This is a genomic window from Zymomonas mobilis, assembly GCF_006715975.1.
Classification (GTDB): Bacteria; Pseudomonadota; Alphaproteobacteria; order Sphingomonadales; family Sphingomonadaceae; genus Zymomonas; species Zymomonas mobilis_B.
Window position 1 is genome coordinate 507,769 of the sequence record NZ_VFOF01000001.1, and the last position, 20,535, is coordinate 528,303.

At 46.0% G+C, this 20,535-nt stretch carries 16 protein-coding genes and 1 tRNA gene; 12 read left to right on the forward strand and 5 right to left on the reverse strand.

Going from position 1 to position 20,535, the window contains the following annotated elements:
• The first annotated feature begins 95 nt into the window (after positions 1-95).
• The 5 genes from FBY58_RS02150 to FBY58_RS02170 all read left to right on the forward strand — a co-directional run bounded on the left by FBY58_RS02150 (position 96) and on the right by FBY58_RS02170 (position 4,930).
• Positions 96-464 carry a hypothetical protein gene (locus FBY58_RS02150; RefSeq protein WP_141919279.1) on the forward strand — a complete coding sequence of 123 codons (369 nt, stop codon included), beginning with the start codon at positions 96-98 and terminating at the stop codon, positions 462-464.
• Complete coding sequence (locus FBY58_RS02155) at positions 461-907, forward strand: hypothetical protein (RefSeq protein ID WP_141919280.1); 447 nt, start codon at positions 461-463, stop codon at positions 905-907. The genes FBY58_RS02150 and FBY58_RS02155 overlap by 4 nt, the downstream gene beginning before the upstream one ends.
• A 64-nt stretch (positions 908-971) precedes the next feature.
• Positions 972-1,313 (forward strand): carboxypeptidase regulatory-like domain-containing protein, encoded by a 342-nt coding sequence (locus tag FBY58_RS02160; RefSeq protein WP_260432031.1) that lies wholly within the window; start codon positions 972-974, stop codon positions 1,311-1,313.
• 4 nt (positions 1,314-1,317) lie between these two features.
• Complete coding sequence (locus tag FBY58_RS02165) at positions 1,318-2,319, forward strand: tail fiber domain-containing protein (protein ID WP_141919281.1); 1,002 nt, start codon at positions 1,318-1,320, stop codon at positions 2,317-2,319.
• Positions 2,320-2,323: 4 nt separating this feature from the next.
• Positions 2,324-4,930, forward strand: a complete 2,607-nt coding sequence (locus tag FBY58_RS02170) for a hypothetical protein (RefSeq protein WP_260432033.1) — start codon at positions 2,324-2,326, stop codon at positions 4,928-4,930.
• A 93-nt stretch (positions 4,931-5,023) separates the two neighbouring features.
• Here the strand turns inward: FBY58_RS02170 and FBY58_RS02175 are convergent, their stop codons facing one another.
• From FBY58_RS02175 to FBY58_RS02185, 3 genes are all read right to left on the reverse strand, one after another.
• Positions 5,024-6,688 (reverse strand): bifunctional diguanylate cyclase/phosphodiesterase, encoded by a 1,665-nt coding sequence (locus FBY58_RS02175; RefSeq protein WP_260432034.1) that lies wholly within the window; start codon positions 6,686-6,688, stop codon positions 5,024-5,026.
• Between the two features lie 594 nt (positions 6,689-7,282).
• Positions 7,283-7,960: an RlmE family RNA methyltransferase gene (locus FBY58_RS02180; RefSeq protein ID WP_141919283.1), complete on the reverse strand. Its 678-nt coding sequence runs from the start codon at positions 7,958-7,960 to the stop codon at positions 7,283-7,285.
• Positions 7,957-9,060, reverse strand: a complete 1,104-nt coding sequence (locus FBY58_RS02185) for a Ppx/GppA phosphatase family protein (protein ID WP_141919284.1) — start codon at positions 9,058-9,060, stop codon at positions 7,957-7,959. The genes FBY58_RS02180 and FBY58_RS02185 overlap by 4 nt, the downstream gene beginning before the upstream one ends.
• A gap of 214 nt (positions 9,061-9,274) precedes the next feature.
• Here FBY58_RS02185 and FBY58_RS02190 point away from each other — a divergent pair.
• Positions 9,275-9,348: transfer RNA gene (locus FBY58_RS02190), tRNA-Gln, on the forward strand.
• A gap of 745 nt (positions 9,349-10,093) precedes the next feature.
• Entirely contained in the window at positions 10,094-12,415 is a 2,322-nt protein-coding gene (gene clpA, locus FBY58_RS02195) for an ATP-dependent Clp protease ATP-binding subunit ClpA (protein ID WP_141919285.1), read from the forward strand.
• An 87-nt stretch (positions 12,416-12,502) separates the two neighbouring features.
• On the opposite strand, the gene FBY58_RS02200 is transcribed toward clpA, so the two are convergent.
• Positions 12,503-13,324, reverse strand: a complete 822-nt coding sequence (locus FBY58_RS02200) for an ABC transporter permease (RefSeq protein WP_141919286.1) — start codon at positions 13,322-13,324, stop codon at positions 12,503-12,505.
• 149 nt (positions 13,325-13,473) lie between these two features.
• On the opposite strand from FBY58_RS02200, the gene FBY58_RS02205 reads away from it, so the two are divergent.
• The 5 genes from FBY58_RS02205 (at position 13,474) to parE (ending at position 19,667) form a co-directional block, all read left to right on the forward strand.
• Positions 13,474-14,154: a GcrA family cell cycle regulator gene (locus FBY58_RS02205; protein ID WP_141919287.1), complete on the forward strand. Its 681-nt coding sequence runs from the start codon at positions 13,474-13,476 to the stop codon at positions 14,152-14,154.
• Positions 14,155-14,386: 232 nt separating this feature from the next.
• Positions 14,387-15,577 (forward strand): aspartate aminotransferase family protein, encoded by a 1,191-nt coding sequence (locus FBY58_RS02210; RefSeq protein ID WP_141919288.1) that lies wholly within the window; start codon positions 14,387-14,389, stop codon positions 15,575-15,577.
• A gap of 30 nt (positions 15,578-15,607) precedes the next feature.
• Entirely contained in the window at positions 15,608-16,549 is a 942-nt protein-coding gene (gene argF, locus FBY58_RS02215; RefSeq protein ID WP_141919289.1) for an ornithine carbamoyltransferase, read from the forward strand.
• 135 nt (positions 16,550-16,684) lie between these two features.
• Positions 16,685-17,608: an Hsp33 family molecular chaperone HslO gene (locus tag FBY58_RS02220; protein WP_141919290.1), complete on the forward strand. Its 924-nt coding sequence runs from the start codon at positions 16,685-16,687 to the stop codon at positions 17,606-17,608.
• A 76-nt stretch (positions 17,609-17,684) separates the two neighbouring features.
• Positions 17,685-19,667 carry a DNA topoisomerase IV subunit B gene (gene parE, locus FBY58_RS02225; protein WP_141919291.1) on the forward strand — a complete coding sequence of 661 codons (1,983 nt, stop codon included), beginning with the start codon at positions 17,685-17,687 and terminating at the stop codon, positions 19,665-19,667.
• 195 nt (positions 19,668-19,862) lie between these two features.
• Here the strand turns inward: parE and FBY58_RS02230 are convergent, their stop codons facing one another.
• Positions 19,863-20,489 carry a MarC family protein gene (locus tag FBY58_RS02230; protein WP_141919292.1) on the reverse strand — a complete coding sequence of 209 codons (627 nt, stop codon included), beginning with the start codon at positions 20,487-20,489 and terminating at the stop codon, positions 19,863-19,865.
• Between the last annotated feature and the right edge of the window lie 46 nt (positions 20,490-20,535).

The following is a 20,535-nucleotide window of genomic DNA, read 5'->3' on the forward strand; positions in this document are numbered from 1 at the left end:
CGGGTTCTTATTAAAGTTAACCCGATGCAATCAGAATATCATCATTAAAATATGTATTTATTTTATGCTCTTATAAGGGAGGGTAGGGCTGCGCTATGTCTTTTTCAGACTGGTCGCAAAATGCAGATAGTAACAGTAATATTGGTGGAATCAGTATTGCCGAAGGATGTCCACCGGGCAATTTAAATAACGCCTTGCGCGAGGCCATGGCTGAGATGCGATCAGCTATCAATCAGGCGATGGATACGGCGTTGCAAGCGGCCGATATGGCAACATTTCGTCAGGCTATTGGTGCTTTGGCAAGTAATGGTGGCGATGTCGATGGCTTGTTGCGCCGCAAAGGGCAGGGTGTTTTTCCTTATTTTGCCGATGGTAGTTTTTCCGGTGGTCGAATTTATCTGACCAATAGTCAGGCGGCTGACCCGACAAGTCAGCCCGGTGATATTTGGTTGGTATATGTATGACCATCGAGATTAAAGATCAGGATAAATTTACCCGCCAGATAAGGGCTATCGCGATTAAGGGGGCGGGTGGTCTGCTCCATTCTATTGGGGTGCTTCGAATTAGAGGCCATGATGAATCTCTGCATGAGATTTTTTGCCATAAATTGGAAGTCTCTGTCTCGTCACCCCTAATTCAGAGCTATGCCCGTCATAACCCTGTTATTTCATCAGCGGTGACCGTGCAGGTTTTAGGTGGTCTGCCCCCTTATCAGCATCGCTGGTCTCTTGTGAATTGCCAGAATGCAGACAGTGTGATGGCTCTTTCTCCTTTCTCGGCAACAACGACTTTTCGAGCCGATGGGGTGCCTCATAAGCGCGCGGCTTCTGCTTATTTGCGTGACGACATTACCGATCAGAATGGCTTCACCGGTTCGGTTGAAGTCCACTGTATTTTTACAAGGTAATTTTCATGCGTAAATATTTTGATAGCGTCGCAAGCGCCCTTGATGGGAAGCCGGTCAGGGAGCCTTGATCTTCGTTTATAAAACCGACGGCAGTCTGGCGTCTCTTTTTTCCGACAATGGGACAACCGCAATTTCCCAGCCATTGCGAACGGATAGCCTTGGCTATTTCGAATTCTATGTGGCCGATGGTCTTTATAATTTGACCATTAGTTATGGCGGGAAAATCCAAATAACCCTTTCGCGGGTACAAATTTACGATGAATCCCAGTTGCAAGGCGGGACGGCAGATTTGCCCGATGGCACCCGTATTGCGGAATTGCCGATCGCGGCAATGAACAAGGCGTTGAATGCCGCCGGACAATTAACTCAATTTATCAAAAACTATTCTAATAATTCTATGGAGTGATGCCATGTCTACTTTAACTATTTCGGAAATGACGGATTCTGTATCCGTTACCGAAGATGATTTGGTCGAAATTTCTCGGCCTGTTGCCAATGGTTATGCCACCTATAAAGCCAAGATTGGCTATATCAAGAATTTGACGACCAACTATGATTCCGTGGTTGCAGCTTTGGGACATGAGCCGGTCAGCGTTGATTTGAGCAACTTTAATGCCACTACTTTTCAGCAGAAAGTTGCTCTTTCTTATAGCCAGATCACGAAAGGTCTCGGCTATGAACCATTGAATGCTGATTTCAGCAATTTTAATGGTGCGGCGTTCCAGCAGAAAATTTCTTTCTCTTATGGTCAGATTACCGGTGGTTTGGGATTTGAGCCCGCCAATAAAGATCTATCCAATATTGATGGCACGGGGTTGGTTTCAAAAATCAATGCCGTCAGAGGGGCGGCGCCCGTTCTGACGACGGGCGGTGAACTTAGTGGCAACCTTAACCCGTCATCGGATGGTGTGATTACCTTGGGGCAGCCTAATCGTAAATGGGCCGAAATCTATGCTGCCAATGGTGCCATCAACACGTCGGATGCCCGTCAGAAAATGGATATAGATTCTATCCCTGAAGATGTCTTGGATGTTTGGGGCAATCTGTCTTGGCGGCAATTTAAATTCAGAAAAGCGGTTGAAAGTAAGGGTTTTGATAACGCCCGCTGGCATTTCGGTTTGATCGCTCAAGAAGTTGAAGATGCCTATAAGGATGCTGGCCTTGATGCTGAAAGCTTGGGCATGATTTGCCATGACCATTGGGAAGCCCATACCCGCCGTGAGAAAAGCGGAAATTTGGGAAAGAACGGCAAGCCAGTCTATCATGATGTCATCGTGCCCGCTGGTGAGGCCTATGGTTTGCGTTACAGCGAATGTCAGGCCATCGAGGCGGCATGGCAGCGGCGTGAAATTGTCAAACAGCAAGCTGAAATTAATGCCTTAAAAGCGCAGTTGGCGCAGAAACAGGCTTAAGATAATGACAGCTTCTCCGGCACCTTATGTCCCTACCCAACCTGATATTTATCTTGTTTCGGGCGACGGGTTGGTACGCAATAACATGCATGTCGAAGACGGGCGAGCAGGCTATCTGCCGAGCGATACGGCGACAAGCGAAAGTCAGGCTTTGTTAGCGCGGGGATATGCCCGTTATTATCTGGCATCAGGTGATATCACGGCATTGAACAATGCCCGTAAGCTGGCCGATGCCGCTTTGAGCTACTTTTGTGCCAGCAAAACGCCACCTGCGAACGGGTTATGGTATCATCATTGGGTCGTTAATGCGGGGCAGGTCTTTAATGTTAAAGGTCCGTCCAACCCGAATGGGCATGCCTATGACGGTAATGTCGGAGAAGCTATCACTTTTACCAATGGAAAGACGCAGCTTTCTGCTCATTTGGCTAATGTTTACAACGTCTTTTCGGGCGAAACGAGCTGGCAAAATGTTTATGCCGATTTATCCAAAGGCCAGTTTTTTGATATAGATTACTTCGTCGACCGTGATGGGTATCTTTTCCGCTGGCAAAGCGGATATGCGGCAGATGCCGTTTTTACTTCTGATGCCGAACCTCAAACAGCGGTACCTGCTGGCTGTTTGCAAATGAAAAACACCGCTTTGAGTGGCGAATATCGGGTCAGCTATTCAGTCTATACGGATGACAGCATTCCCTATGGCCGTCAATTTGAAGGCTGGCCTATGTGGCGGCATTTGATGCCGGATGAACAGGTTATGGCGAATGATGCCATTCATTGGTTTATTGATCTGTTTTATCTGATGCGGGCGATTGATCAGGATAATAGCGCAAAATGGGAAAGCTGTTATCAGGGCATGTTAGCCTTATGGCAGACGGCTTGCGTCCTGACTTCATCAGAAACGCATTTTTTCAAGCGTTCCGTTATTGGAACCTATGATAGCTGGCCATTAACCTATTTTTATGCCTATGCCGCAGATGATATCTCTTATACGCCGCCAACTGATTATTGTCGTTATGGGCGGGATAAAACGACGGGTGTTGCCTATTTTGATTTACTGAAAGATGCCCACCGCTTGGGATGGGTTTTTCAAAATGATGCTTTGAATTTGGGCATTACGTCTGATCTAAATTTGAGCATTGAAGCAGCCGTTTCCCAATCGGCCAATTTAACGGTTATTTTAACCGATGATCAGAAGCGACAATATAAATATAACTTTTGCCCAGATACGGCGCTGGCATCTTATAGTGTGCCGCTTCAGCAATTTATGGATTATACCGATGTTGCTGAATGGGTTCCGGGTAATACCGATTTTGTTTATGGCAAAGCAACTGCGACTACCGAGCGTATTTTAACGGATGAAGGTAAAGCGGTTATTGCCTGCCATTATATTCTTTCCGATAGTTCTGCTGGAATAGGTTTCGCTACGGCGGCTTCCAACCAAAAATGGGATGGCGCGGAGCCATTGGTTTTATCATATATAACGACCAGCACAGATATTCTATTGGTCGTCGTGGATAATGCCGGATGGTATTGGCAGCTAGCGTTGCCGGCTAATGCGGATGCCGCTTTACAGAGCTTCGCGTGGGGAAATTTTGCATTAGCTGCATATCAAACCAATACAGCATCGCTACCCACTAAACCGGATATAAGCGGTGCGCTTAAGACAATTCAATTTCAGATCCCAAAAACCGTTACAGCACCGCAAAATCTTTATTTGGTCGCAGCTTATAATAAAATGCCTGCCAAAATACCGGATCAGGCCAAAATAGTATCGGCGGCGGTGTCTTGCAGTTTGGCTGATGTGGTAACGATTCAGATAGGGGGTGCTTCGATCGAAAAAGCATCGACGATTTATCAGCCTTATTTTCCTGGATTACTGCCTTTTCAACATGCAACGATCGGATCGGGGCGATTACCCTCTGGTGGTGGCGGATTATGGCAGGGCTCTGCCTATATCGGATATCAAAATCCGGTGCCGTGGATGTTGTTAAATCGTCATGAGGAAGCCTGTAATATGCTTCAATTGATGAAAGATGCGCAGACGCATTATGCGACGGAAAATACGGCTGCGTTATCGGGACCATTCACGTCTTGCTATATTTTCGCTCAATGGGATGCTGAGCAATATGGCGCGCCTTACCATTTCATTTTCGGAGGCCCTGATCCGAATTGGGGATGGGGAGGGTTCCAGTATCGGGCTTTTCATAATGTCGCCGACTATTGGGCAAGGATGATGGCAGCTTCTGTTGTCGCTAAAGCTGATGGCACTGCGGCAGAAAAAGCAACGGCTTTGGCGCAAGATATCGCCTGTTCTTTCATGGATTGGTTGGTTAATTGGTTGGATAGTAATCCCGCCGCGCTATCGCTGCCTTCGCTTTTTCTTTCTGGTCAGGAGCCTGAAGCCGATGGTGATAATCCCGATCAAACTGCGCTCGCATTAAAGGCGGCATTATGGTGTGGGCAAGCGGGATATGATAAAGCAAAAGCTGAAGAAATGGTCGAACGTTTATATTCTATGTTACAGAATTTTCAGCTTTCAGAGGGAGATATGGCAGGCAGTTATTCGCCCCAGCCAGATAGTCATCGTTTCTACGGATTTTGGATGCCTTGAGCGTGTATACACTTGTAAGGGCTTCTTTTTAGAAATGGATCTTTGGTAGGTTTCTGTAAAATTTTGCCTGAAATACAAAATAGACACAATGTTTTATATTGAGAGATGGTTTCTGATATAAATATTGGCAGGCTCGGACGATAAGGGCGGGGAATAATAATATCCCTGAATAAGATAAACGCCGAGATGGGACAAAAGATCGATTTTTTCTTTGTCTTCGACCCCTTCAGCAACACATTCTAGGCCAATTTCGCGGCATAGATTTATGATGGATTTGATAATTTTATAATTTTTATTGTCGTATTCCAAACCTGTCACAAAACTGCGGTCGATTTTGATTTTATTCAGAGGAAAGTTTTGGAGGTGAGAAAGGCTAGAGTAGCCGGTTCCAAAATCATCCAAAGCAATGCTAGCCCCAATTGCTTGGAGCTTTTTTACATTACTAAAGGCCGCTGCAAAATTATGCATGACGGCCGTTTCGGTTAGTTCAAATTCTATCCGACTGGGTGAAATATTGGATAATCTCAAGATATCGATCAAATGATCAATTTGCTTCTCGCGAGAGATATCATGTGCCGATAAATTGAAAGAAATCTTGATAGAGGATGGCCATTTTTGGGCTTCTTGTAAGGCTTTTTGGAAAAAAATAGGGGTCAGTCGTAAAATAACGCCTGTTTGTTCTGCTACACGGATAAATTTGTCTGGAGCAATCATGCCCAATCCGGGACTTTTCCACCGCGCCAAACTTTCAAAAGCTGCTATTTTTTCAGTTCGAGAGTCAATGATCGGTTGGAATTGGAGAAAAAACTCTTTGCCAAAATCGGCTTTTTCCAAAGCCCTTTCAATCAGAGCAAGTTCTTTCAATCTCAATTCGTGATTGAGGTCAAATACCACAACTTGTCCTTGACCACCTTGGTCTTTGGCATTGGAAAGGGCGTAATCAGCATGTTCGAATATCTGTTGTGAGTTATTTGCTGCACCGAAATAGGAGCTGGCGCAGCCGACAGAACAACTGATGACAATGTGGTTGTTTCTGGCATAAATCGGCGTGGAAATAGCCTCAATAATAGAGCTTAGTTCCTGATTGAGAACGCTGATTTCCTTGTTCCCCGGCAGGATAAAACCGAATTCATCATTTCCGATCCGGTAAACCAAGGCTTTATGACGGAGCGCCAGATATAATCTGTGGCCTATTTTGTCGAGGATGAAGTCCCCAACATCGTGACCATAGATTTCATTGATCCTTTTGAAGCCATCGATATCAATTATCCCAATAGAAAAAGGGATATTATCTTCCTTATAAGGCGGGCTGACAGCCTGAATATCTATAAAAAATTGCTTCCGATTGGCTAAACCGGTGGTCGTATCATAGCAGTTTGCCTGCTGTTCGATTTCAGCCTCTATCGCAAGCGAAGGCGGGGATTCCGCTTCGTTTTTTTTCTCCATAGAAAACCATGAGGAAAGGCGATACGCATCAAACAGATAGAGTAGAATGGCATTACAAAAGAAAAATTCAACATCCTCCAAAATGGAAGAGAATTGTGGCGATAAGCATTGGAATAACTTCAGAAAATAGATGAACTGGCTTATAAAGAACAGAATGAAAGAACTAGCTTTTAGGCGGTAAATGCAAAAACAACCAAAAACGATAGTCGGGATAAAAGGAAAAATAATATCGTTGAAAATACTGTTCCGAGCGGTATTCGTATAGAGAAGAACCGGAATAGTTATAAAGCCCACAAAAACGAGTTGAGCCATAAGACGGAGTAGATTCGTCGGATTTGGAGGTAATTCAGCCTTATTTTTCTGTTTCCGGCAAAAATGCCTAAAGAGTAACATACTACAAAAACTTACCGCCAGTAAAATTATAATAATATTACTCTGGTGAAAGTAATTTATTAAAACCTTTAACAATGAACCATTGTTCACAGAGATAAGTGTGAACATTAAAGATAACGTTAAAATGGTTCGAAATTTTATATTAAATTTAAAATAACTGATATTTAGTGCGTGATTTTTATGGATGTGTGCCCGAATGGCATGAAGGTAATGGCTCTTGAAATGCCGTATTCTGTAAAGAAGAACAGTCTTCTGTCGTGGAAAATAACGCCTGTCATGTTTGACGGCTTTATTTTTTGTAAGCATGACAGGCAATTCCTGTTCTGCCTGCTCCATCAAGGGTAGTATCTCTGAAACCAGATATACCTGATAGGCAGGCTGAATATACCGATTGTTATTTAATAATACGGAAAATGTTGGTTTTTATCACAAGGTTGTTGGGGTGATATTACGGGACTCTAGATTATTTTCAATAAAATTTATTACAGAAAGTGATTTTTTTGATTAAATCTTCTAAATGTTATCTTCATCCTGATAAGGCGTGCCACGGAAATTCTGGGCAATAACATACCATTCCGAAGATTCTTTACGGCTGGCAGGCGGTTTTGCGTGTTTGACGTTGCCAAAAAGCCGTTTCAATAAAGCGACTAAATCTTTGTCAGCGCCTCCGGCCAAAACCTTTGCCACAAAGGCACCGCCTTCACGGAGTGTTTCACTCGCAAATACAGCGGCTTCTTCGACGAGAGCCATAGTTCTTAAATGATCGGTTTGGGCATGGCCGATCGTGTTGGCGGCCATGTCAGAAAGAACGAGGTCAGCTGCGCCGCCTAAAGCTTCTATCAGCTGTTTTTGCGCATCCTGATCAGTAAAGTCGTTTTGGAAAATCGTAACCCCTTCAATGGGTTTCGTTTCCAGAAGATCGATCCCGACGATTTTTGCTTGTGGTGCTTTTTTTCTTGCAACCTGACTCCAGCCGCCAGGGGCTATACCCAAGTCAATAATACGTTTGGTATTTTTAAGCAGAGAAAAGCGTTCGTCCAGTTCAAGAAGCTTGAAGGCCGCACGGGAACGATAGCCTTCGAGTTGTGCTTTTTGCACATAGGGGTCGTTAAGTTGGCGTTCTAGCCAGCGTGTGGAGGCAGCGGTTCTTCTGCGTGCAGTTTTTACTCTTTGATGTCCCGGCGTTTTCATAGGAACCTTTCTCGGTTAAATGGTCTGCTGCAATAGCCATAACGGGCGATCAGGTCACGCAATATACCTTCGCGGATGCCTCTATCAGCAATATGCACAGCATTAATCGGCCATATTTCGACAATAGCATCCAGAATAGCACATCCGGCGACAATCAAATCAGCTCTATCTTCACCGATGCAGGTAATTTTTGCTCTTTCCTTGATCGACATCATGGAAAGCATCCGGCTAATTTTGCGAAGGGCGGCTGTTGGTGCAATCAATCCATCGACCATTTGTCGGTCATAGCGCGGCAATTCGAGATAAATACTGCCTAATGTTGCCACTGTTCCGCTTGTCCCCAGCAAGCTGCGTGGTGTGAGCCTTTGTTTTTTTAGCCGATCAGCAAAAGAGACAAATAGTTTTTTTACCTGTTCTTTCATTGCATGATAGGCTTGTTTTCTTTCTGTCGGGCTGCCGCCACGATAACCCATACTTTCCGTCAGAGAGACAACGCCCCAAGGTACAGAGATCCAGTCTAACACTCTGGGACCGTTATGGTCGCTCATGGTTAGAATAAGTTCTGTCGAGCCGCCGCCAATGTCAAAGATGAGAGAAGGAACATCTTTTTGAGTCAAAAGCATATGGCAGCCAAGGACAGCCAGTTGGGCTTCTTGCTCTGCCGAGATTATTTCTAATAACAATCCTGTTTCTTCATAGACGCGTTCCACAAAGTTACGGCCATTCAAAGCCCGACGGCAAGCTTCTGTTGCAACGGAGCGCGCCAGAAAGACATTCCGCTTTCTGAGTTTTTCAGCACAGACGCTTAGCGCAGATAAGGCGCGTTCGATGGCGGCATCCGAAAGATGATGGCTGGCAGCCAGACCTTCCCCAAGGCGCACAATCCTGGAAAAAGCATCAATAACCATGAAATCGTGCTTTTCAGCACGGGCAATCAAAAGACGACAATTGTTGGTACCAAGGTCAAGGGCACCATAAACACGCGGACGAGTAAAGTTGAACGTATTTTTAGGGCTGGCCACTAAAGCGGAATTGGTTGGATAACGGCCGCCCGACCGTTGTTTAAAAGTCGGAACGGCCCTGAATAGAGGTGGGGCCATGATCGTCCTGTCCTACTGGTGAAATTAAACGGCAAAATTACCGATTTGTTACAAGCGATAGTATAGATACGGTTTACTTGCGGCAAGCATAGCACGTCTAATTATCATGGCTGATCAGAAGGGATGCTGAATAAAAAAATTAACAAAAATTGCAGTAATTTGTAAAATAGGCTTGACAGTGGCGTCTGACAGCATTAGTTCGCAGCTCGAATGTTGCCCCGTCGTCTAAAGGTAAGACTACGGACTCTGACTCCGTCAATTGTGGTTCGAATCCACACGGGGCATCCAATCAAAAAATACCTTTCTAAAATTTAAGCTTATCCAAAAGCAGTATTAGAGACTGCATAACCCTTTATAAGCTTATTCATTCCACAAATTATGCTCTCTTTATGTTCTGTTATCTTTGCATTTAAAGCATTATTTTCTGATTTTTGTTTCAGAGATTTTTTTGGCCGCGTGGTGGAATCTTTTTTCTTCGATTTATATTGGAAATAAGCCTTTAATTTACCAAAATGCGGCCTTTTGTTGTCCTAAAAAAAACGCCTTTTTCTTAGGGGTTTGGCATTAGACTTAGTAATCTTATTTTTAGTTTTTTGTAATTAAATTACGTTTTGTTGCTCAGTGATGATGACAGCGTAAAAGTGGTTTGATCTGGTCGTATCTTTCTTCCTTCTGACAAAGACTTCTATTGACTCCCGATAACGGAACGTGAACCTTGCCTGTTGTGGAATCACGTTAACCCTAAAAACATATGGCGAAAGCTGTGCGCTTAGGGGTTATTTTGTTGTGTAGGCTGTTCTGGCTTTATCTTGTTTTCACTGAGGGAGTCTTTGATGGCTGAAACCGACATAAGGACGGCTTATCTAAGCCAAGGGTATCGCCTTTCAAATTCTACAGATCGTAACTGTTTATTTTTCGATTATTGATAATTCATTGTGTTGATAAATAGCAATGCCATACCAATATACTCAGTAAGACGAGCTTATTTAGGCATCTGATTTTATCCGATGCATCAGGAATAGGGAGTGGGAATATGCCATCTTTTGCCAAAGCCCTTGAGCAGACACTTCACAATGCCTTGGCTATCGCGAGCCGTCGTCATCATGAATATGCCATGCTTGAGCATTTATTGCTGGCTTTGATTGATGATGAACATGCCTCGCAAGTGATGGCTGGTTGTGGTGTCGATCTCGCGGAATTAAAGCGCTCTATTACGACCTATCTCGATACTGAACTGGACGCTTTGAAAATAGAAGGCAATAGTGATCCTTCTCCGACGAGCGGTTTCCAGCGCGTTATCCAGCGGGCTATTTTGCATGTCCAGTCTTCTGGACGGGATGAAGTTACCGGTGCCAATGTTTTGGTCGCGTTATTTTCCGAAAGGGAAAGCTACGCTGTCTATTTCCTGCAGCAGCAGGATATGAGCCGTTTGGATGCAGTCAGCTTTTTAAGTCATGGCGTCGGAAAAGGTGGCGTTGCTGCCGACAAACCTGCCGAAGACGAAAAGACCCAGCAGCGGTCAGCAGAAGTCTCGAAAAAGAACGAGAGCGCCTTAAAGCAATTTACGGTTAATCTGAATGAAAAAGCTGAAGTTGGGCGTATTGATCCGCTGATCGGTCGGTCGGCCGAAGTTGATCGTACCATCCAGATTTTATGCCGCCGATCCAAGAATAACCCTCTTTATGTCGGTGATCCTGGGGTCGGGAAAACGGCTATCGCAGAAGGTTTAGCCCGTAAAATTATCGAAGATCAGGTTCCCGAAGTCTTGAAAGACACGGTTATCTATTCTTTGGATATGGGAGCTTTGTTGGCTGGAACCCGTTATCGGGGTGATTTCGAAGAGCGTTTGAAGGCCGTTGTAACCGAGTTACAAAAGCAGCCTAAGGCCGTTCTCTTCATTGATGAAATTCACACGATTATCGGAGCAGGTGCAACATCAGGCGGAGCAATGGATGCCTCCAACCTTTTGAAACCGGCTTTGTCTAGTGGCACGATCCGTTGCATTGGTTCGACGACCTATAAGGAATTTCGTAACCATTTCGAAAAAGATCGGGCATTGCTGCGGCGCTTCCAGAAAATTGATGTGGTCGAGCCTAATGTCGAAGATGCCGTCAAAATTCTGAACGGTTTGCGGCCTTCTTTCGAAGAGCATCATAATGTTCGTTATACTGCGGATGCTATTCGTTCGGCGGTTGAGCTTTCTGCCCGTTACATCAATGACCGGAAATTGCCAGATAAGGCGATTGATGTCATCGACGAGGTTGGTGCCGCCCAGATGTTGGTGGCGCCTTCTAAAAGACGGAAAGTAATCTCGGCTAAGGAAGTTGAAGCTGTGGTGGCTACCATGGCGCGCATCCCGCCGAAAACCGTATCCAATGATGATAGTCAGGTTCTGGCTAATCTTGAGACCGATTTGAAGCGTGTTGTCTTTGGTCAGGATAAGGCCATCAAGACGTTGGCTTCTGCGATCAAGTTAAGCCGCGCCGGTTTGCGCGAAATGCATAAACCGATTGGTAGCTATCTGTTCTCAGGGCCAACTGGTGTTGGTAAGACAGAAGTTGCGCGTCAGCTGGCCTCTTTGCTGGGTATCCCGCTGAAACGTTTCGATATGTCTGAATATATGGAACGCCATTCGGTCAGTCGTTTGATCGGTGCGCCTCCTGGATATGTCGGATATGATCAGGGCGGTTTGTTGACCGATGCAATCGAGCAGAATCCTCATTCTGTCTTGTTGCTGGATGAAATTGAAAAGGCACATCCTGATCTGTTCAATATTTTGTTGCAGGTTATGGATAATGGCAGATTGACTGACCCGCATGGGAAAACGGTTGATTTCCGTAATGTCATTTTGATTATGACCAGCAATGCGGGTGCATCAGATATGGCTCGGGAAACGATCGGCTTTGGCGATCTGACGCGGGAAGGGGAAGACTTCGAAGCTATCAAAACGATGTTTACGCCTGAATTCCGTAACCGTTTGGATGCTATTGTACCCTTTGGCTATCTGTCGCCGGATATGATCCAGCGGGTCGTAGACAAGTTCATCCTTGAGCTTGAAATCCAGTTGGCTGATCGCAAAGTCGATATCGCCTTTGATGATGAAGCACGCGAATGGTTGGGTAAAAAAGGCTATGATCGTCTTTATGGTGCCCGTCCTATGGGGCGTTTGATTCAGGAAAAAATCAAGCAGCCTTTGGCGGAAGAGTTGCTCTTCGGAAAGTTGGCTGATGGTGGCGAAGTCAAGGTTCATATGAAAGATAATGAGCCAAGCTTTGAAATTGTCCCCGGCGCGCCTTCTGTGAGCAAGAAGCCAAAGAGCGGCAAGAAAGCCAGCGAAACTTTAGACGAATCCTAAGTCTATCGAATTAGTGGATCTTTTCTAATTACAAAAAAAGCGGGCTTGAAAAAGTCCGCTTTTTTGTTTTGTGTTTTAGGGCTGTAATTAGGATTTCAGCTTCCAACCCCGATCGACCAGAAGATAGGCGATGGTGGCGAGAATGACGTTAATCCCAATGACGATGGCAGCGCTTTCGAAAACATTGGCATCAGCAACCCCGAGAAAACCATAGCGGAAACCGGAAATGATATGGAAAAAAGGATTCCATGTGCTGAAGCAATAAAATATGCCATGCAGACTATGGACAGAATAGAAAGTGCCTGAAAGAAGCGCCAGCGGCTGGATAACGAAATTGGAAACCGATGCGGCGTGATCGTATTTGTCCGCCCAAATCGAAGTGATAAGCCCAATTAAGGCCAACATCATGGCGCCAAAGAATCCGAATAATAATACAGAAAAGGGATGGGTGGGAATGTAATGAACATTTGGCCAGAAGGCCATGGCGACCCATAAAAAGAACCCGACCAGAAAAGCGCGCGTCATCGCGGCACCCGTTAATGCAGTAATAATTTCTTTTGTGCCGATGGGTGGAATGAGATAATCTAAAATAGTCCCTTGCATTTTACCCACTAAAAGTGAGAAACTGGCATTAGCAAAAGCGTTTTGCATCATGCCCATGGCAATAAGGCCGGGGGCGACAAATGCAGCAAAGTCCCAACCCAACGTTTTATGCCCGCCTCCCAATGCAACGGTAAAAATGACCAAAAATAACAAAGTCGAGACAACAGGGGCCCATATTGTCTGCATCTGAACCTTGAAGAAACGTCTGACCTCCTTCACATAGAGGGCATAAAGGCCTTCCCAATTGAGAGAAGTTATTGTGGCTTTGCCAAAAGGGCGTTGACTAGCAGAAGACAGTTTGACCATATCTATTCGCTAAAGCTTGTTGGCTTTGGCTGCAAGTAGGTTCCTGTTTGGAATTGTATCGAGAGAAAGAATTTACATTCCCTTAATCGGGGTAGCGTGGAAATAACCGCCTTGTCGGGTTGGTGGATTGAAAGATCGTGAGGAGTTAAATGGCCTGGACCGAAGAACGAATTGAGCAGCTTAAAAAGCTATGGGAAGCCGGCGATACAGCTAGCCAGATTGCGGAAAAACTAGGCGATGTCAGCCGGAATGCCGTGATCGGAAAAGCCCATCGTTTAGGGTTGCAGGCACGCCCGTCTCCTGTGAAAAATAGTGACCATGGTGAGGCTGCCGATCATGGACATAAAGAGAAAGAAGACACCAAACCTGCGGTAAGCAAAAATGTGGCAGCGGCACCGGTTGCTCATGAAGTCCACAAAAAGGAACCTGTGAAGGCGGTCAAAGCAGCAGAACCTGTGGCAACCCCAGCGGCGGCTGAGAAGAAATCTGAATCGGCTCCGCTTATTCGTTCTATCGGCCCTGGAGGTTTTCAGCGTCAGGTCCCCGGTGAGCAGACGGCGCCTATTCCGCCAGCACCACCACGCCGTCTTGTTCCGGCCAAGCCTTCGCCTGAAATTGCGAACAAAACATCTCTTTTGGATTTGACCGATCGTATCTGTCGCTGGCCGATGGGGCATCCAGGTGAACCCGATTTCCATTTTTGTGGAAAGCCGGTCAACCCAGGATTTCCTTATTGTCTCGAACATTGTTCGGTGGCTTATCAGGCGCAGTTACCTCGCCGTGATCGCCGGCCAACGCCTACGATTCCGTTCCCGCGGAATCGTTCATAACCATTAAAATAGAACTCGAGCGATCAAAGGCGGGGAAGGGTGACTTTCTCCGCCTTTAAATCCTATCAAGATTTCTTAAAAAAGTTAGGCGATACGGGTTGCACCTTCAGAATCCTGTGCGTATAAATTTTGACTAGTGGCAGCCTATTGGCTGCCTTTTTTTCTTGGTTAGATTTTCTACGCCTGACGCGGCCCATGCCAGCGCCCGGTCTAGTTGATAGGGAGAATAACTATGGCCATAACGCCGTTAATGCCTGTCTATCCTCGGTGTGCCGTTCGTCCGGTTCGAGGCGAAGGCTGCTATCTCATCGGTGAGCAGGGCGAACGCTATTTGGATTTTGCTTCAGGTATTGCCGTTAATATTTTAGGACACGGCCATCCTCATTTGGTGAAAGCTATTCAGGAGCAGACGGCTACCCTGATGCATGTTTCGAACATGTATGGTTCACCACAAGGCGAAGCCTTTGCTAAGCGCCTTTTGGGACATTGCTTTGCGGATACCGTATTCTTTACCAATTCTGGTGTTGAAGCTATTGAATGTGCGATTAAGACCGCACGTCGTTTCCACTATGTCAATGGTAACCCGGAACGCTTTAAGCTGATTGCCTTCTCCAATGCTTTCCATGGTCGGACTTTGGGCGCGATTTCTGCGACCAATCAGCCGAAAATGAGAGATGGTTTCGAACCGTTATTACCCGGTTTCGAAGTGCTGGAATTCAATGATCTTGCAGCCGCAGAAGCTGCTGTTGACGATCAGACAGCTGGTTTCCTTGTTGAACCTATTCAGGGTGAAGGCGGTATTCGTCCGGCAACGGATGAATTCCTGAAAGGCCTGCGTCGCATTTGTGACGAAAAAGGCCTGATGCTGGTATTTGATGAAGTCCAGTGTGGCTATGGCCGTTCCGGCACATTCTTTGCCCATGAACAATACGGCATCAAACCTGATATCATGGCCGTTGCCAAAGGTATCGGTGGCGGTTTCCCATTGGGTGCCTGCCTTGCAACCGAATATGCTGCCAAAGGCATGGTATTCGGCACGCATGGTTCAACCTATGGTGGTAACCCGTTGGCTATGGCAGCAGGCCAGGCTGTTCTTGATATTATCCTTGAAGATGGCTTCTTTGATCATGTCGAGAAAATGGGGAATATTTTGGCAGATAAGCTGGAAGCTATTGTTAAAAAATATCCTGATCTCTGCGTGGAAGCCCGTGGCCGCGGTTTGATCCGTGGTATCAAATTGTCCGTGCCTTCCCGTGATTTCGTTGCCTATCTGCGCGATAACCATGCTTTGTTGACCGTTGCTGCGGCTGATAATGTGGTGCGTGTATTGCCGCCTTTGGTCATCGAAGAAGCGCATATTGTCGAATTCATTGAAAAACTGGAAGCTGGCTTGAAAAGCTATGTTCCAGCTAAAGCGGCCTAATTTTTCGGCCATATAATAAAGGTGGTTGCTGTGCCCCATTCAACAAAACGTCGTCATTTTCTGAATTTTGCAGATGCTGGCGCAACGGCTGTTAAAGCTATGCTGGCGGATGCTTTGGCGCGCAAGCAAGCGCGAAAAGGCTGGCCAAAAGGACGTGTTGACGCCGATGCACCGTTAAAAGATTCTATTCTGGGTATGATTTTTGAAAAGAATTCAACCCGGACGCGTGTTTCTTTTGATGTCGGAATGCGGCAGCTTGGGGGCACAACCATCGTTATGGAATCAGGGTCAACGCAAATTGGCCGTGGTGAAACTATTGCCGATACTGCCCGTGTGTTATCCCGTTTCATTGATGCGATTATGATCCGAACCGATGATCATGCCAAAATTGAAGAATTGGCGCGTTATGCTTCGGTGCCGGTTATCAATGGTTTGACGGATTTATCCCATCCTTGCCAGATTATGGCCGATATGCTGACCGTTATCGAGCATAAAGGCAAATTGGAAGGCACCCATTGGGTTTGGTTGGGCGATGGTAATAACGTTTTATATTCTATTATCGAAGCCAGCGGTCTTATGGGCTTTTCGGTGACGGCGGCTTGCCCGCATGGCTATGAACCTGATCCGAAATTCATTGAAGCTGCGCGCAAATCGGGCTGTAATGTTGTGATCACCGATGATCCTTTAAAGGCGGTCAAAGGTGCCGATGTTATCGTGACTGATACATGGATTTCTATGGGGCAAGAGCATGCAGAAGCTAAAATAGCGGCTATGCAACCCTATCAGGTCAATGAAGCCTTGGTGGCTGAAGCCAGTGATCAGGCCTTATTCCTGCATTGCTTGCCTGCCCATCGCGGTGAAGAAGTCGTCGATGCCGTGATTGATGGTCCTCAATCAGTGGTTTGGGATGAGGCTGAAAACCGTCTTCATGCCCAGAAGTCGGTCTTGCTCTGGTCATTAGGCGTTTTATAAAATACGGCTTTATATGGCCTAAAAATAAGTATTATCCTGCCTTATCTAGGTAGGATCGCTCATCATATTGAGGAGGTAAGCTGGCATTATTTTTGTCAGCTTACTTTTTATGGGTCAGACGATGCGAGGTAAAAAATGAGTGAGCATATCCAGAATAGTCCTTCTGAAAATCTGGATCGTTATCTGAGCTTTACGCTGCCTGTGCTGAATGTACGGGGCAGAATGGTACGCTTGAATAGCGTTTTAGACAGAATTCTGTCTTATCACCCTTACCCGTTGTCTTTGGCGCGTTTTTTGGCTGAGGCCGTGACCCTTACCGGTCTGCTTGGTAGTTTGCTGGAAGATAAAGAAAGCCAGCTGACTCTGCAAATTAGAGCAGAAGGCGGTGCAGTCGATTTATTGGTATGCGATTTCAAAGATAATATTATTCGCGGTTATCTTGAGTTTAATGCTGAACGTGAAGCGGCTTTACCCGAAAATCTGGCTTTGACGGATATTGTCGGTGAAGGCTATCTTGCCATTATTTTTGATCAGTCTGCGACCCGTGAACGGTATCAAGGGATTGTGCCTTTGACCGGAGACACGCTGGCTTCGGCGGTTGAAAATTACTTTACCCAGTCCGACCAAATCCCGACTTTGATCAGGATTGCAGTCAAGCCGCCAGAAAATGGGCGCGGCTGGATATCGGGGGGGCTGCTGTTACAGCATTTACCCAAGAATGAAGTCGATGGAGAAAGATTAACGCATCAAGGGCTGGATAATCCTGATTGGGATCATGTTCGAACCTTGGGTGAAACGATTAAGCCTGAAGAACTGACTGAACCCGCCTTGAGCTGTGAAGATATTGTTTGGCGGCTGTTCCACGAAGAAAAGCCCATCAACATCACCGGATCGGAAGCTTTCTCGACCTTATGTCGTTGTGATGAAGAGCGCTTCAAAAAAATTATCATGCGTTTCCCGAAAGAACAGCGTGCTGAAATGTGCGATGAAGATGGCCTCATTCAAATCGATTGTGAGTTTTGTGGTCAGCATTATACTTTCCCTGGCGATATCGACTGAATTATCGGCATATTTTGATGGGTGGATGGAGAGACGCTTTTGCTGTCTATAGAAATACTCTATAAAGCATGGCTATATGTCAGATGATCTCTTCAAATCTACCGTAACCCCTTCTGCCGATAGCTATAATGCTGATTCTATTGAAGTTTTAGAAGGGCTGGAGCCTATTCGGCGCCGACCCGGCATGTATATCGGCGGAACTGATGAACGTGCTTTTCATCACTTGGCAGCCGAAGTCCTTGATAATGCGATGGACGAGGCTGTCGCAGGCCATGCGACCCGTATCGAAGTCAGTCTGGAAACAGGCAACCGTCTGACGATTGTCGATAACGGGCGCGGGATTCCCATTGATCCCCATCCCAAATTTCCAGACAAGTCAGCGTTAGAAGTCATTTTGACAACGCTTCATTCCGGCGGAAAATTTTCAAATAAAGCTTATGCAACCTCTGGCGGTTTGCATGGTGTCGGGATTTCGGTTGTCAACGCATTGTCATCGGAAACGACTGTTGAAGTAGCGCGCAATCGACTGCTTTATCGTCAGTCTTTTTCCCGAGGTATTCCGGTTGCGCCTTTGGAGCAGGTGGGTAATGCGCCTAACCGGCGAGGGACTTCCGTTTCCTTTATTCCTGACACTGAAATTTTCGGGAAAAACCTGCATTTCAAACCGGCTAAATTATATCGTTTGGTGCGTTCCAAAGCATATCTCTTTGCTGGTGTTGAAATTATATGGCGTTGTAATCCGACCCTTGTGTCAGAAGACGTGCCTGAAAAAGCAACGCTTCATTTCCCCGGTGGGCTGGCTGATTATCTGAAAGAAGAAATCGGTAAAAGGGAATGTGCGACCAAAGAATTTTTTACAGGTCGCCAAAGCTTTTCTGACGAAGATGGATCGGTTGAATGGGCTGTGGCTTGGCCGTTATGGTCTGAAGGCTCTTCTCTTTATTATTGTAATACGATTCCAACGCCTGATGGCGGCACCCATGAGCAAGGCTTGCGGTTAGCGTTGGTCAGAGGGCTGCGCGCTTTTGGTGAATTAGTTGGCTTGAAAAAAGCCAAGGATATTGCGCCCGAAGATGTCATCGTGGGTGCCGATATGGCGTTGTCTCTGTTTATTCGTGAGCCACAATTCCAAAGCCAGACGAAAGACCGCCTGACTAATCCGCAAGTGGCGGGTTTGGTTGAGAAAGCTATCCGTGACCATTTCGATCATTTTTTGACCGATGATATGGAGCGTGGACGAGCTTTGATCGGCTTTATTATGGAGCGGATGGAAGAGCGTCTGAGACGGCGGGCTGAACGAGATATCAAACGGAAAACGATAACCGCAGCGCGAAAATTACGCCTGCCTGGTAAGTTGACCGATTGTAGCCAAGATACAGCCGAAAATAGCGAATTGTTTATTGTCGAGGGCGATTCTGCTGGCGGTTCTGCCAAGCAGGCAAGAGACCGGAAAACGCAGGCGATTTTGCCTATCCGAGGAAAAATTTTGAATGTCGCCGCGGCAACTAACGCCAAAATTTTAGCCAATCAGGAAATATCGGATATCACACAGGCTTTGGGATGCGGTGTGCGTGATCGTTGTGACGCGCAATCGCTTCGCTATGAGCGTATTATCATTATGTCTGATGCTGATGTTGACGGCGCCCATATCGCGACCTTGCTGATGACCTTTTTCTTTCGCGAAATGGCGGAGATTGTTCGTAACGGACACATCTATTTGGCTCAGCCGCCTCTCTATCGTTTAAAGGCGGGTGCCAAGACGTTGTATGCCCGTGATAATAGTCATCGGATCGAATTGGAAAAAACAGCTTTTAAGGGGCGGAAGGTCGAAGTTTCACGCTTTAAGGGCTTAGGTGAGATGAATCCTCAGCAATTGCGGGAAACCACGATGGATCCGAAAACCCGTAGCTTGTTAAGGGTGACTTTGCCTAAAGATTATCAGGACAGAATAAAAATATCGGAATTAGTCGATCGTTTGATGGGACGGCAGCCTGAGCATCGCTTTGCTTTTATTCAGGCTAATGCAGCCCAATTCGATGAAGCTGCTATGGATATTTAGCCTGAATAAAACCTGCGTCAAATAATGCTGATGTCTTTCAGGAAACTGAAATTCCGCCATCATGACTGATGGCGGAACTTGGACAATCTGCATCGTGGAACGGATCCACCATGCTTTTTTTGTAAGCGTATTCACTGTATAAGACAAGGAAAGAGCAGTAGCGTCACAATAAAAAATAACTTTAGTGAATAAATCTTAAAAATGAAAAAATTCTTTTAAGCCTTCTAGAATAAATTGTATGGCTAAAGCCGCCAAGATCAATCCTAATACACGGGTTATCATCGCTTCCGCGCGGCGACCAAGTATCCGCATAATCGGACCGGCTAGAATAAGTGACACGACCATCAGTATTTGAACTGCACCCAATGCTGAAAAGACGATGGCGCGTCGTTCCCAATTTTCTGTTTTGGAAATCAGCAACATCATCGTTGCAATTGCACCGGGCCCCGCAATCATCGGAATTGCCATTGGGAAAACCGAAATATCTTCAGCTTCGGCCGGTATCTTTTTAACCTGTCTTGCCCGATCTTCTCTTTTTTGGGTGCGTTTTTCAAAGACCATTTCGATAGCAGTCAACAACACCAATATGCCGCCTGCAATCTGAAATGCGGCCAAACCAATGCCAACTGCACTAAGGAAGCTTTCGCCGAATAAACCGAAAAATACCAGAACCCCAGAGGCAATAAGAACGGCTCTTATCGCCATAGCCCGTTGTTCAGCGGGGGAGGCCGCTTTGGTAAGGCTTGCGAAAATCGGGGCGCATCCTGGCACATCGATGACCACAAACAGCGAGATAAATGTTGAGACAAAGAGAGTTAGCATAAATAAAAGCTCAAAAAGCCAGACAAAAAAGAAACGCCGTCAATAC